We start from the raw sequence: 13,997 nt of genomic DNA, 5'->3' as shown, positions 1-13,997 counted from the left end.
AGATATAAATCCAATCACTCTTTTTTTGATAATATTGATTTCGTCTTTCTTGGTTTTTCTTGTTAATGGAATAGCTTATTATGTTCTTTTGGGAATGAGCTTTGTGGTTGTCTTGTTATTTTCATACTTAGAAGCTATCAAAAGGTTGAGCATCTATTTAGGATTATATGTGTTAATAAAAATCTTATCTTATATTGACTTAGGATTAACTACTGGGGCAATAATAGGTCTAATTGCCTTGGTATTAAAATTATATCCAATTTTTAATATTGGTAGGGTATTGATCCTCACTAGCCCTCTCAAAATAATGGCAGCTTTAAGAAAGGTTCATTTTCCACAAATGGTAAGTATAGCTCTTGTAACTGCATTAAGATATCTTGGAGAATTAGAATCTAGAATTAAAGAAATACGCAATGGAATGAGGGTGAGGGGCTTAAAAATAAGCCTCTTACATCCTGTGCGTTCATTTGAATTTTATCTTATTCCACTTATCTATAAATGCCTTCAAGTAAGCGAAACATTAACATCTTCTATAATAACAAGAGGTATTGAGTATGAGGGTGAAAAAACAAGTTATAATCCAATATATTTTGGTATTTTAGATTATATTGTCATATTTTCCTTTTTGATGGTATTTGCATTATGGAGGTTAGAAGGATGAGCTTATTAAAAGCTAAAATTTTGAATTTCCGATATGATGAAGACAATTCTTCCGTTCTTGAAAATATTGATTTAGAAATTTACGAGGGTGAATTAGTTGTAATTACAGGCTTATCGGGTTGTGGTAAAACAACTTTGACAAGAATTCTAAATGGGCTTATCCCAAATCATTATAATGGAATTTTAAATGGAGAAGTGAAACTATTAGATAAAAATCTGATGGATTATAGAAAAGGAGAACTTGCAAAATATATAGGCAATGTCTTTCAAAATCCATCAGACCAGTTTTTTGCAACTATTGCCGATGAGGAAGTTGCTTTTGTTGGTGAAAATTTAGGAATGCCCTTAGATAAATTGAAGTTAAAAACAAAAGAAACTTTTGAAAAAATGGGAATTAGCGACTTGATGGATAGGAAGCTTTCAGAACTATCTGGAGGTCAGAAACAAAAAGTAGCAATAGCTTCCACGTTACTATATGATACAAAAATTATTTTCTTTGATGAGCCTTCGTCTAATTTAGATTATCACGGGATTCTACAGTTTAAGGATATCATTTCTAATTTAAGAAAAATGGGAAAAACTGTTATTATAGCTGAACATCGATTATTCTTTTTAAATGACTTGTATGACAGGCTAATCTATATGAAAAACGGAACAATAGAGAGAATATTTTCACGTGGAGAGCTTACAGAAGATGCTTGCAAAGAATATGGACTAAGAGCAATTAATTATAAATCTTTGAAAGCAGAAAATTTAGTTTGTCCTCAAGAACAAGCCTTAGAGGTCTCAGGCTTAAATATCAAAATAGGTAATAATGAATTAATAACAAATCTTTACTTTAGTCTCAATTCTGGAGAAATAATGGCAATTATTGGACAAAATGGAATTGGTAAAACAACTTTGGGAAAGACTTTATCAGGCTTAATTAAAAATAATGGGAAAACAAGTTATGGAAAAAATAAAAAAGAAAGGTTAAAAAACTCTTATTATATGATGCAGGACGTGGATTATCAGATTTTCTTTGATACAGTAGAAAACGAGCTTTTACAAAAAGATAGAATTAATGACGATGGATATTTAGATAGACTTAGAAAAGAATTAAAACATATTGACCTTTGGGAAAATAGGTATGATCACCCTCAAAATCTATCTGGTGGGCAAAAACAAAGACTTGCCCTATTGACAGCTTGTTTAAGTGGTAGAAAGTTAATAATTCTTGATGAACCCACATCAGGTTTAGATTATAAGAGGATGAACGACATTTCTCAAATAATAAAAAGATATTCAAAAACTTATCCCTTTGCAATAATAACTCATGATATAGAACTTATTTTTAAGGTTTGTAACTCTGTGTTAATGCTTGGAAAAAATGGATACAAGAAAGTAAATATCCAGGGACATGAAAAAGAAATTTTGGAATTTATTAAAGATGGACTGATTGCGTAAGGAGTTGATTTTATGCAACAAGATATGAAAGAACAATTATTAACAAAAAGACCTATAGATTTACTTTTTCAATTATCTATCCCTGCTGTAATAGGAATGATAGTAATAGGTCTTTATCCACTAATGGATGGAATTTTTGCAGGAAATATTATAGGACAAACTGCAATGACAGCTTGTGGTGTAGCTATGCCACTTACCTTTTTTAATAGTGGAGTATCTACACTCATAGGTGTAGGTTCAGCATCAGTTTTATCAAGAGCTATAGGAAAGGGCGACCAAAAAACAGTTGATAAAATTATGGGGAATTTAATCTTTTGGGTTATTATATTCTCATTAATTATTACAATAGGCGGAATTTTACTTGCACCACATTTTTTAGATATGGTTGGAGCAAGTGGAGAAATTAAAGAATATGGTATCAGATATTTACGAGTGATTTTCATTGGTTCTTTATTTGTAAACTTTACTCAATCAGCAAATATGGTTATGCGTGGAGAAGGATTAATGAAAAAAGCAATGCTTATTATGGGTCTAGGGGCTTTTTTAAACATAATTCTTGATCCAATTCTAATGAAATTAATGGGAAAATACGCAATTGAAGGAGCTGCACTTGCAACTATTACAGCCCAATTTGTCCAAGCAGCCATTACTTTACATTATTTCAAAAACAAGAGTAAAGTTGTAAAAATAAATAAAATAAAGTCTGAGCCAGAAGTAAAAAAAGAAATGTTTGCTGTCGGAACATCTGCCATGATGATGCAAGTTTTATTTATGATTCAGCAGACCATGCTTTACAAAATGTCATTTAAATATGGCGGAGATACAAATGCTATCTTGATGGCAGCAACACTTAGAATATATGCCTTTTCATTTATTCCTCTTTGGGGAATGAGTCAAGGTTTACAACCTGTAGTTGGTACAAATTTTGGAGCGAAAAAATACGACAGAGTAAAAGAAGCTATGAAAGTATTTTCTATCGGAGGATTAGTTCTTGCATCAATATTTTGGATACCAGCATTAGCATTTTCAAAGAATATTCTTTCTTTATTTGGAGTAGAAGAAAGTATTATAACTCAAGGAATAGGAAACTTTAGACTATTTTATTCTATCTTTATCCTATATGGAGTAATGGTAATAACTATAACATTCTTCCAATCAATAGGAAACGCTAAAAAAGCTGGGATAATAGTAATGCTAAGACAGTTATTTTTATTCGTACCTGCCATGATTATTTTACCAATGATATTTGGAGTAAAAGCAGTATGGTTTGCTGAACCCCTTGTAGATTTAATTATGATTTTAGCGGGAATAGCAATGATGATTGGAGAGCTTAATAGAATGCCCTCTGAAATAAAAAAAATATAATAAACTATTTAAAAATATTACTAAAGGAGGTTTTAAAGTGAATTTAGTAAAAGAATATGTAAGTAAAAGAAAAGGATCATATTTTGCATCCGTCCTACTTGCGATAGTGGGAGTGGTGGCAGGTTTTTTTTTCCTATATATACATGGCAAAAATCATTGTAAATTTGATTAATGGCATAAGTGATATGAGTTTATATACTCCACTTTGTATAAGTATTTTAATAACATTTGTTATAAAAGAAGTGGCAGCAGGAATTTCTACAAGTATTTCTCATACGGCGACTTTTAATGCACTAGGAGAAATCAGAAATGATATTTCTAAAAAATTATTTAAAATGCCACTGGGAGATGTGTTATCAAGATCATCTGGAGAACTTAAAAATATTATAGTTGAGCAGGTGGATTCTATGGAAACGTCCCTTGCCCATCTAGTGCCAGAATTTACGGCAAATTTAGTTGGGCCTATCCTATTATTTATCTATATGTTTACTTTGGATTGGAGATTGACTCTACTTTCTCTTGTTCCTTTTGTCCTTGGCATGTCTATTATGATGTCTGTTATGAATGCTCATTATAAGGAAATGTTTGGAAAGTCAGTTGCCATTGGTCAACATATGAATAATTCCATTGTTGAGTATATAAATGGGATAGAAGTAATAAAGACATTTAATCAAAGCGAATCATCTTATAAAAAATATACTGATTCCGTCTATGACAATGCAAAATTTTATTATTCTTGGATGGACGAGTCTATGAATAAGGTTGCCATAGGTAGGTTACTTTCTCCTATGGGGATACTTACAATCATACCCTTTGGAATTTTATTTTATATCAATGGAAGCCTTGATTTAGGAAATTTAATTACCTTAATCGTCTTATCATTTGCTACAGTTTCTAGTATTTTAAAAATCATGAACTATATGGATGATATGTCAAGAATATCAACTATAACTTCTGAAATAGGAAAGATTTTAGACTCAAGAGAGTTAGAAAATATTGACAAGGGAGAAAAAATAGGATCCTATAATATAGAACTTCAAGACGTAGACTTTTCTTATGATGGAAAAAATAAGGTTATAGATAATCTTTCTATGGAAATAAAAGAATCTAATGTTTCAGCCCTCGTTGGTCCTTCTGGGTCAGGCAAGTCCACAATAGCAAAACTTATTGCTGGATTTTGGAATGTAGATAAGGGATCTATTAAAATTGGCGGAGTAGAAACAAAAGATGTGTCGCTCGAAAACTTGTCTTCACTTATTTCTTTTGTATCCCAAGACAATTTCCTCTTTGATATGACTATAAAGGAAAATATTAGGCTTGGAAATAAGAATACCTCTGACGAAGAAATTATAGATGTATGTAAAAAATCTGCCTGCCATGATTTTATTATGAATCTATCTAATGGTTATGATACAAGAGTTGGTGAAGGTGGAGGTCATCTATCTGGAGGAGAAAGACAAAGAATATCTATTGCTCGTGCCATGCTAAAGAATGCACCAATCGTAATTTTAGATGAAGCAACTTCTTATATAGATCCTGAAAATGAAGCTCTCATACAAAACGCCTTGGCAAATCTAGTTAAGGGTAAAACTTTAATCATAATCGCTCATAGATTAAAGACAATTGTTGATGCAGATAGGATATTTGTTATAAAAGATGGTAAATTAAACTCCTATGGAACTCATGAGGGCTTATTAAAGTCATCAGAGCTTTATAAGGAAATGTATGCTGCAAATTTAAGGGGTGATGAAAATGCTTAATGTGTTTAAAAAGATATGGAATTTTTCAAAAGAAGAACAGGTAAATATTAAGAAATCCATTCTCGCTGGATTTTTGCACGCAGTATTTAATGCCCTTGAGTTTGGAGCAATTTACTATATGCTAGTAAATATATTCTCTAAAACTTTAGACTATAAGGCAATCTTTATTTGTCTCGGCATATTAGTAATATCTCTTGTTGGCAAAATTATGACACTAAAAATTTCACAAATGGCACAAACACACGCTGGATATTTTATGGCAGCCCATAAGAGAATAGAAATAGGAGAAAAAATTAAAAGAGTTCCTATGGGTTTCTTTTCAAGCTTTTCACTTGGAAGATTAACTACAATTGCCACATCTTCACTTTCCCAAGCAGAAATGTGGGTGCCTATGCTTTTGGTTCTTGTACTTGGTGGAGTTTTAAATACTTTAGTCTTTGTCCTTGGAACTTTAATTTTTAACGTAAAGGTAGGACTGGTTGCTGTAGCAGGTGTGGTAGTATTTTTCATCGTTACATCAATGATGGAGAAAAAATCATCAGCTAATGCAGACAAAATGACAGAAACACAAACAAGACTTACAAAAGAAGTATTAGCAACTTTACAAGGAATGCAGGTTATAAAATCCTATAATCTTGGTGGAGAAAATAACAGGGCTTTAAGAAAGTCTATAAAAGACACATCAAGAATACTCTTAGACCTGGAGAAATCTGTAGCACCATACACAGTTATCCAAAGAATTGTAATGGGAATAACAACAGTGGCTATGGTCTATGTATCATTAAAATTAAATTTATCTGGTGAACTTCCACTTGCTGAAACAATTCTTATGATTATGGCATCCTTTATTATCTTTGAAGGCTTAATCGGGGCAGGATCAAACATGGCAATCCTAAGAGCTTGCGAAAATGCTATAGATTCTGTAGGTTTTATCGACTCTATGCCTGATATGAAAGAAGGAAGTATTATAGAGCCTATAAAAAATCACAATATAGTCTTTAAAAATGTCAGCTTTTCTTATGATGACAGACCAATTTTAAAAAATGTATCAACAGAGATAAAAGAAAATACCATGACTGCCATAGTTGGTCCATCTGGATCTGGTAAGACAACATTTTGTAATCTCATAGCGAGATTTTGGGATGTAAACTCTGGAGAAATTTTAATTGGAGGAAAGAATATTAAGGGCTATAAGATAGAAAACTTAATGAATTCTATTTCCATGGTATTTCAAGATGTATATCTATTTGAAGATACAATTGAAAATAATATAAAATTTGGAAAACAAAACGCAAGCCATGAAGAAGTAGTTCAAGCTGCTAAAAAAGCAAGATGTCATGAATTTATAGAAGCTTTACCAGAAGGATATGACACTATCATCGGAGAAGGTGGAGCAAGTCTATCAGGCGGAGAAAAACAAAGAATCTCCATAGCCAGAGCCATGCTAAAAGACGCAGACATAATTATATTTGATGAAGCCACAGCAAATATAGACCCAGAAAATGAAGATAAACTTAAAGAAGCAATAGAATCATTAACAAAAGACAAAACAGTAATTATGATTGCCCACAGACTAAAGACAATTAGAAATGCTGACCAGATTTTAGTCTTAAAAGATGGAGAAATAGTAGAATGTGGAAATCATGAAGAACTGATTAAAAATAATGGACTTTATTCTGACCTTATCAATGCAAAAGCTAAGGCGGAATCATGGAAATTAAATAATTGATAGAACTATAGATATCGAGACTGGCATTAGGCTAGTCTCTTTTTTTGCTTTTTACCAAATTTATATATACCTATACAAATATCTATAAACTCATATAAGATAAAGGTGTATAAATATAAAAATTAGTTTAATCACAATAATCGCATTTTAAATTATGACGTTTGCAAGCTAAATTACGAACCTCACTTGGGAGTTTTCCCTTGTATCTTTTGTAATAAATGGAAAATTTGCTATGTGATGTGTATCCGACAGACTCAGCTATTTCTTTTATAGGAAGTTCAGTATTTAAGAGAAGAGTTTCAGCCACATTCATTCTTTTTCTTTGGGTGTATTCTGTAATGCTTTGACCATATTTTTCTTTGAACAAATTTTTTAATTTTGTTCCGCTCATTTTAGATATTTTTTCAAGGGTTTCTTGATTTACATTCATGGCGAAATGATCATCTAAGAATCTTGCTACATCTTCAAGTGCTTTATTATCGTCTGACTCAATTTTATATTTCTTTCTATTTAAGTAGGTATCAATTACTATACTTACCCATTCATTTGCCTTAGCTTTAAAGAAAAAATCCGCAGCAGGAGGGTCCATCTTACAATTTAATATTTCCATTGCTACTTTTTCTAAAGACTTTGTAAGTATTATTTGATTAGTCTCAAGCAAAGCCTCATAAAATGATTCTGGATCAATATTAATGGATGATAGTTGCTTTTCCAAAAGTTCTCTTTTAAATCCAATAGAAACACAAAGATAATATGAATTCTCGTGTAATAGAAATAGGAAGTCATCTTTTATATTATCAAAATCAAGAGTGCATAAGGAGTTTGCGGTCAAAGTTTGATAAGGACTAAACTTTTCTCCATTTGCGCTGACAATGTAGCTTGAATAAATTGAAACATAGTCTGCCATACTATAAGTGTTATTTTGAACTACTTCCTTTCTGATATAAAAATCATGTACATCGATAATGAAGACGTCTCCTTCATAAAACCAATATAGGCCTTCTCCATAAGTAGAGTCCTCTTTTTTCCAACAAAAAGTATGGCCTGCACTTGAATACTTCTTATTATTCTTACATTCATCTACTTTCATATAATCTTTTACAAAATCAAAATAAGTCATAATACACCTATCCCTTTTAGACAATATTCCAATTAGCCTTATTAATTCAAAACTATTGTATTAGTAATTATAACCGATGTATAATAAAAATACAATGATAGTTATTATCAACAAATTAAATTTATATCTAAAAGGGATATCAAAGAAAGGAGATGTCATTATGAAGATTTACAAAAAACTATTTGCTTATGTACAGGATAAAAAATATCTTGGCTTTTTAGCTATAGTTTTTTCTGCTATATCTGCTGTACTTACAGTATATGGATATTATTTAATCTACAAATTTTTAGATAAGTTAATAATTAATTCAAATTTATCTGGTGCAGAGAACATAGCATTAAAATCTGTTATTACACTAACAAGTGGGGCGATATTTTATTTTGTTTCAGGAACATTTTCACACATATTGGGATTTAGGCTTGAAACAAATTTGAGGAAAAGGGGAATCGATGGTCTGGAAAAAGCTAGTTTTAGATTCTTCGACTTAAATCCATCTGGTCAAATAAGAAAGATTATAGATGACAATGCAGCACAGACTCATCAAGTTGTAGCGCACATGATCCCCGATAGTTCTCAGGCAATAATTACACCTATACTTGTACTTGTGCTTGGCTTTATAGTAAGTATAAGAGTTGGTATCACTTTGCTTGCTCTTACTATAATTGGGGGCTTAATTTTAGGGGCGATGATGGGTGAGCAAGAATTTATGATCATATACCAAGAAGCCCTATCAAAACTAAGTGCTGAAACTGTTGAATACGTTAGAGGAATGCAGGTAGTAAAGATATTTAGAGCAAATGTCGAATCATTTAAAAGCTTTTATAAGGCGATAAAAGATTACTCTAAGTATGCTTATAATTATTCCCTATCTTGTAAAAAGCCTTATGTTTTGTACCAATGGTTATTTTTTGGTTTGATTGCAATTTTAATTATTCCTATAGTTTATTTTATTACTAGCTTAGGCAGTGCAAAGGTAATTTTACTTGAGCTTATCATGATTTTATTTTTATCGGGAGTTCTCTTTGTTTCATTTATGAGAATGATGTGGTACTCCATGTACATTTCTCAAGGAAATTATGCAGTAGATACCTTAGAGGCACTTTACGAAGATATGCAAAAAGATAAATTGGTCCATGGTAATGTCAATAATTTTAAAAATTATAATATTGAGTTTGACAATGTAAGCTTTGCTTACAATGATAAGGCTGTTATTGAAAATTTATCTTTTAAATTAGAAGAGGGCAAGTCCTATGCACTTGTCGGTTCATCTGGATCAGGTAAATCAACAGTAGCAAAACTTATATCAGGTTTTTACAATGTTAATGAAGGAAGGATTAAGATAGGCGGGATTCCAATAAGTGAATATTCTGACGAAGCTTTAATTAAAGCCATTTCCTTTGTTTTTCAAGATTCAAAATTATTCAAGAAAAGTATTTATGATAATGTTGCTTTAGCTAATAAAGAAGCGAGCAGAGATGAGGTTATGAGAGCCTTAAAATTAGCTGGATGTGATTTGATATTAGAAAAATTCCCAGAAAGAGAAAATACAGTCATAGGCTCAAAAGGAGTTTATTTATCCGGAGGAGAAAAACAAAGAATTGCAATTGCCAGATCAATTTTAAAGGATTCCAAAATTATTATTATGGATGAGGCATCAGCATCCATAGACCCAGATAACGAGTTTGAACTACAAAAAGCTTTCAAAAATCTTATGAAAGATAAAACAGTTATCATGATTGCACACAGGCTATCTACAATTAAAGACCTTGATGAAATTATTGTCATGGATGGTGGAAAAATTATAGAAAGAGGTTCCGACAAAAAATTAATGTCAAAGGATACAAGTTATAAGAGACTGCAAGAGATGTTTAATAGTGCCAATGAATGGAGGGTTTCAAATGAAGGAGTTTTATAAAAAAAGATTTGCTCTTACAGATAAAGGAGCGAGAAATTTATCTAAGGCAACACTGGCTTCATTTTTCGTTTATTGTATAAACATGGTCCCTGCCATACTACTAATGATTTTTGCTCAGGAAGTTTTGGAAAATATGAGTAGAAGCAAGGGCTTTTATATAGTATTCTCAGTTTTGACCTTGATAGCAATGTATATTTTGCTTTCTATCGAATACGATAAATTATATAGGGCAACCTATCAAGAAAGTGCAGATTTAAGAATAAGGACAGCTGAGAATTTATCAAAACTACCTCTATCATACTTTTCTAAACATGATATTTCAGACCTAGCCCAAACAATAATGTCTGATATTGAAGGTATAGAGCATGCAATGAGCCACTCGATACCAAAAGTAGGCGGCATGGCACTCTTCTTCCCACTAATATCTGTCATGATGCTAGTTGGCAATGTCAAGATGGGTTTAGCTGTAATTATTCCAACGATTTTGAGCTTTATATTTATACCACTATCTAAAAAACATTCAGTTAAGGGAGAGAGAGAATATTATAAGGTCTTAAGAGAAAACTCAGAAAGCTTTCAAGAAAACATCGAGATGCAAATGGAGATCAAAGCCTATGGCTTATCAGATGAAATGAAAGAAAAGCTCTATAAAAAAATGGATAAAGGTGAAAAAGTGCACTTAAAAGCAGAAATTGCAAACATCTTAATTATGTCCATATCTTCAATATTTAGCTTTATTTCCCTTGCTGTCGTAATACTTGTTGGCGTAAATCTAATTATTAATAAAGAAATAAGCACACTCTACCTTGTAGGATATTTACTAGCTGCTATGAAGGTAAAAGACTCTCTAGACGCATCTAAAGAGGGCATGATGGAGATATTTTATTTAACACCAAAGATTGAAAGATTAAAAGAAATTCAAAATCAAGAATTACAAGAGGGCGAAGACTATAATCTACAAAAATTTGATATTGATCTAAAAGATGTTGAATTTGCTTATAATAAAGACGCAAAAGTTTTAAATGGCCTAAGCTTTAAAGCAAAGCAGGGAGAGGTTACTGCTTTGGTAGGAGCAAGCGGCTGCGGTAAAACAACTATATTGAAACTCATATCAAGACTTTATGATTATGGCGAGGGACAAATCTTAATTGATGGCAAAGATATAAAAGAAATATCGACAGAATCTCTTTTTGACAAGGTCTCAATAGTTTTCCAAGATGTGGTTCTTTTTAATCAAAGCGTTATGGAAAATATTAGAATCGGAAATCAAAATGCAAGTGACGAAGAAGTTAAAAGAGCAGCGAAACTTGCAAATTGCACAGATTTTATAGAAAAAATGGATAAGGGTTTCGATACAGTTATTGGTGAGAACGGTGCTGAGCTATCAGGAGGAGAAAGACAAAGATTATCAATAGCCAGAGCCTTTTTAAAAGATGCGCCAATACTAATCTTAGATGAGATAGCAGCAAGCCTAGATGTTGACAACGAGAAAAAAATTCAAGAGTCTTTAAATAATTTGATTAAAGATAAGACGGTTGTAATCATTTCACACAGAATGAAATCCATAGAAAATGCAGACAAGATAGTAGTTCTTGAAAATGGAAAAGTAGAAAGCCAAGGAAACCATGAAGAGCTTTTACAAAAATCAAAAGTTTACAAGAATTTGATAGAAAAACAAAAATGGCAGAAGAATTTATTTATTAGGAACAATAATTGGAGCATATATAGGCAAGGCTCTATTCAAGAAACACTTTGAAAAATAAGGCTTTGTATAATGCCTACTTTTTCTTATAATGCTCTATTTAATCCAAATACTATCAGATTGATATTAGTTGTATTCATAAAAGGCTTAACAGTTATGCATACTATAAATATCCGTTTTAAGCTAGCAATTGTTTGTTTTATTGGTTTTCAAGCTTGCCTTGGATACTGCTATGACCCTACAACAAAAAGAAGAATTACTTGATGAAAAGAAAACCCTAGAGTTAACAATAAAAGATGAAAACTCTATTAAGGAAAGACTAAAGCAATTTAAAAAAGTCTTAGAAAATAAAAAAATTATAGAGGAATTTAACAGAACAGTTCATCCATATGACTTAACATTCTATTTCAAAACAGGAGTTAAAGATAGTCAAAATTCTAATAAATTCAAAGATAAAAGAAAAAACGCCAAAGACAATGACATTAATAAATTGTGCTCCTACAAGAATGACGAGGATAAAAAATTATGTTCCCAAGCAAAAGACAATGCATGTGGAATCAGTTTCTCTTCTTGAGAAAATAAAATAAATATTTGAAAGTAAACAGATCCTTAGAGGGTCTGTTTTTAATATAAGTGATAATGGTATACTATAAGTGTGATTATTTGTATATAGTTTTAATTTACTTATAGAAGATTGCTATATAACTAAATTTTTTAATAGATTTCAAAGTTGATACATGAGAGGATGAGAATGAAGAGTGTTTTGATTATAGAGGATAACAAAGAAATTGCTTTACAAATGGAAAAGTATTTGCTTAATAATGGTTATGAGGTAGAGATTGCATCATCTTTTTACGAAACAAGCTATAAGATGAATGTAGATGTGGATGTGGCACTACTTGATATAAATCTACCAGATAAAGACGGTCAACATTTGATAGAAAGATTGAAAGATAAGGACATAAGAGTTATTGTAACAACAGTTAAAAATGACGAAGATTTTATAATCGCTGCCCTAGATCAAGGAGCAGACGACTATTTAACTAAGCCATTTTCCCTTGCAATACTAAGGGCTAGAATCGATGCAGTTTTAAGAACAATACCTCTAAGTCAAGACAAAAAAATCGCTTATAAAGATATCAGAATAGATTTAAAAGAATCAAAAATTTATTTTAAAGCTAATCAAATAGACCTAACTCCACTTGAATATGAAATATTACTGTTATTTATCAAAAATCCCCACAGGGTTTTCACAAGAAGCCAACTTTTAGAAATGTTTTGGGAAGATAGGGATAAATTTGTAAATGACAATACTCTCACATCAACTATTAAGAGAATCAGAGAAAAGCTTGATAGGGAAATTATTACTACTGTCAGAGGAATTGGTTACAGGATGGATTGAGATGCTATATATATTTTGGATAATAAGTCTTTTACTTCTTTATTATTTTTTAAAAAAAAGAAAGAAAAATAGAATAAATGAGCTTATAGATCTGATAGAAAATATGAAAAATCAAAATTATAAAATTCCTATGAAGCAAGATGATTTTTCAATTTTAGAAGATAAAATTTACAAGCTTTTTATAGAAATAGTAGAAGCCAAAGAGACAAGCACTAAAAATAGCGAAAAGCAAATAGAATACCTAGAAGATATTGCTCATCAGATAAAAACTCCAATCACATCTATGCTTTTTTCCATAGAAAATTTGGAGATGGACTTTCCAGATAATAGAGATATAGAGATTTTAAAAAGGCAAACAATCAGATTAAATTCTCTATCAGATATTTTACTTAAACTATCAAGCCTAGATGCAAACAAAGATCTTATGAAAAAAGATCAAATTCGTTTAGATGAATTAATAGATTATGCTCTAGATAGTTTGAATTTAAAGAAATCTATGAAGGTAGAAAAGAGAACAGATTTAAAAGAAAATAGCATCAATGGAGATTTTTATTGGTTGGCAGAAGCTCTCATTAATATTATGAAAAATGCTGATAACAGACCGACTTGTGACAAAATTGTGCTTTCATCATACAAAAACCCCCTCTATACAAGCTTAATTATTGAAGACAATGGCGGAGGAATAGAGAAAGAGAATATGAAAAAAATCTTTAAACGCTTTTATAAGACACCAGACTCAAATGGTTTTGGAATTGGCCTTGCTATGGCGAAGACAATTGTCGAAAAAAACAAGGGGGAAATTTCTGTTTCAAATAATGGTGGTGGAGCAAGATTTGAAATTAAATTTTACAATGTCACCTAAAAATCACTTTACTTTTATATACTTACCTTAAATTAA

General features: G+C 31.2%; 9 protein-coding genes and 3 pseudogenes. 11 read left to right on the top strand and 1 reads right to left on the bottom strand.

What is annotated here, in order from left to right; translation table 11 throughout:
* Window positions 1-25 precede the first annotated feature (25 nt).
* The 5 genes and pseudogenes from ANHYDRO_RS00660 (at window position 26) to ANHYDRO_RS00640 (ending at window position 6,960) form a co-directional block, all read left to right on the top strand.
* On the top strand, window positions 26-661 hold the full coding sequence (locus ANHYDRO_RS00660) for an energy-coupling factor transporter transmembrane component T family protein (RefSeq protein WP_244261602.1): 636 nt from the start codon (window positions 26-28) through the stop codon (window positions 659-661).
* Entirely contained in the window at window positions 658-2,106 is a 1,449-nt protein-coding gene (locus tag ANHYDRO_RS00655; protein WP_004812368.1) for an ABC transporter ATP-binding protein, read from the top strand. The genes ANHYDRO_RS00660 and ANHYDRO_RS00655 overlap by 4 nt, the downstream gene beginning before the upstream one ends.
* A gap of 12 nt (window positions 2,107-2,118) precedes the next feature.
* Entirely contained in the window at window positions 2,119-3,471 is a 1,353-nt protein-coding gene (locus ANHYDRO_RS00650) for an MATE family efflux transporter (protein ID WP_004812365.1), read from the top strand.
* 37 nt (window positions 3,472-3,508) lie between these two features.
* Window positions 3,509-5,231 (top strand): annotated as a pseudogene (locus ANHYDRO_RS00645) (ABC transporter ATP-binding protein).
* Window positions 5,224-6,960 carry an ABC transporter ATP-binding protein gene (locus ANHYDRO_RS00640; protein ID WP_039913670.1) on the top strand — a complete coding sequence of 579 codons (1,737 nt, stop codon included), beginning with the start codon at window positions 5,224-5,226 and terminating at the stop codon, window positions 6,958-6,960. Before ANHYDRO_RS00645 ends, ANHYDRO_RS00640 begins: the two are co-directional and overlap by 8 nt.
* 127 nt (window positions 6,961-7,087) lie before the next feature.
* On the opposite strand, the gene ANHYDRO_RS00635 is transcribed toward ANHYDRO_RS00640, so the two are convergent.
* Window positions 7,088-8,080, bottom strand: coding sequence for a helix-turn-helix domain-containing protein (locus ANHYDRO_RS00635; RefSeq protein ID WP_004812356.1), 993 nt, complete (start codon window positions 8,078-8,080; stop codon window positions 7,088-7,090).
* Window positions 8,081-8,240: 160 nt separating this feature from the next.
* Here ANHYDRO_RS00635 and ANHYDRO_RS00630 point away from each other — a divergent pair, with 160 nt between their 5' ends.
* From ANHYDRO_RS00630 to ANHYDRO_RS00610, 6 genes and pseudogenes are all read left to right on the top strand, one after another.
* Window positions 8,241-9,995: an ABC transporter ATP-binding protein gene (locus ANHYDRO_RS00630; protein ID WP_039913642.1), complete on the top strand. Its 1,755-nt coding sequence runs from the start codon at window positions 8,241-8,243 to the stop codon at window positions 9,993-9,995.
* Window positions 9,979-11,699: pseudogene (locus ANHYDRO_RS00625) on the top strand (ABC transporter ATP-binding protein). Before ANHYDRO_RS00630 ends, ANHYDRO_RS00625 begins: the two are co-directional and overlap by 17 nt.
* 70 nt (window positions 11,700-11,769) lie before the next feature.
* A pseudogene (locus ANHYDRO_RS09495) lies at window positions 11,770-11,904 on the top strand (energy-coupling factor transporter transmembrane component T family protein); the annotation flags it as partial.
* Window positions 11,888-12,271: a hypothetical protein gene (locus tag ANHYDRO_RS00620; protein ID WP_052588902.1), complete on the top strand. Its 384-nt coding sequence runs from the start codon at window positions 11,888-11,890 to the stop codon at window positions 12,269-12,271. The pseudogene ANHYDRO_RS09495 and the gene ANHYDRO_RS00620, both read left to right, overlap by 17 nt.
* Window positions 12,272-12,448: 177 nt before the next feature.
* Window positions 12,449-13,099, top strand: coding sequence for a response regulator transcription factor (locus ANHYDRO_RS00615; RefSeq protein ID WP_039913640.1), 651 nt, complete (start codon window positions 12,449-12,451; stop codon window positions 13,097-13,099).
* A 1-nt stretch (window position 13,100) separates the two neighbouring features.
* Window positions 13,101-13,961, top strand: a complete 861-nt coding sequence (locus tag ANHYDRO_RS00610) for a sensor histidine kinase (RefSeq protein WP_004812345.1) — start codon at window positions 13,101-13,103, stop codon at window positions 13,959-13,961.
* The last annotated feature ends 36 nt before the right edge of the window (window positions 13,962-13,997 follow it).

The organism is Anaerococcus hydrogenalis DSM 7454 (genome assembly GCF_000173355.1).
Classification (GTDB): Bacteria; Bacillota; Clostridia; order Tissierellales; family Peptoniphilaceae; genus Anaerococcus; species Anaerococcus hydrogenalis.
Note: the sequence above shows the minus strand (reverse complement) of the source record. Positions and strands in the feature narration are given on the sequence as shown.

Coding starts and splice junctions, on each gene's coding strand:
- ANHYDRO_RS00655 (WP_004812368.1), top strand. CDS start 658: ATGAGCTTATTAAAAGCTAAAATTTTGAATTTCCGATATGATGAAGAC.
- ANHYDRO_RS00650 (WP_004812365.1), top strand. CDS start 2,119: ATGCAACAAGATATGAAAGAACAATTATTAACAAAAAGACCTATAGAT.
- ANHYDRO_RS00640 (WP_039913670.1), top strand. CDS start 5,224: ATGCTTAATGTGTTTAAAAAGATATGGAATTTTTCAAAAGAAGAACAG.
- ANHYDRO_RS00635 (WP_004812356.1), bottom strand. CDS start 8,080: ATGACTTATTTTGATTTTGTAAAAGATTATATGAAAGTAGATGAATGT.
- ANHYDRO_RS00630 (WP_039913642.1), top strand. CDS start 8,241: ATGAAGATTTACAAAAAACTATTTGCTTATGTACAGGATAAAAAATAT.
- ANHYDRO_RS00615 (WP_039913640.1), top strand. CDS start 12,449: ATGAAGAGTGTTTTGATTATAGAGGATAACAAAGAAATTGCTTTACAA.
- ANHYDRO_RS00610 (WP_004812345.1), top strand. CDS start 13,101: ATGCTATATATATTTTGGATAATAAGTCTTTTACTTCTTTATTATTTT.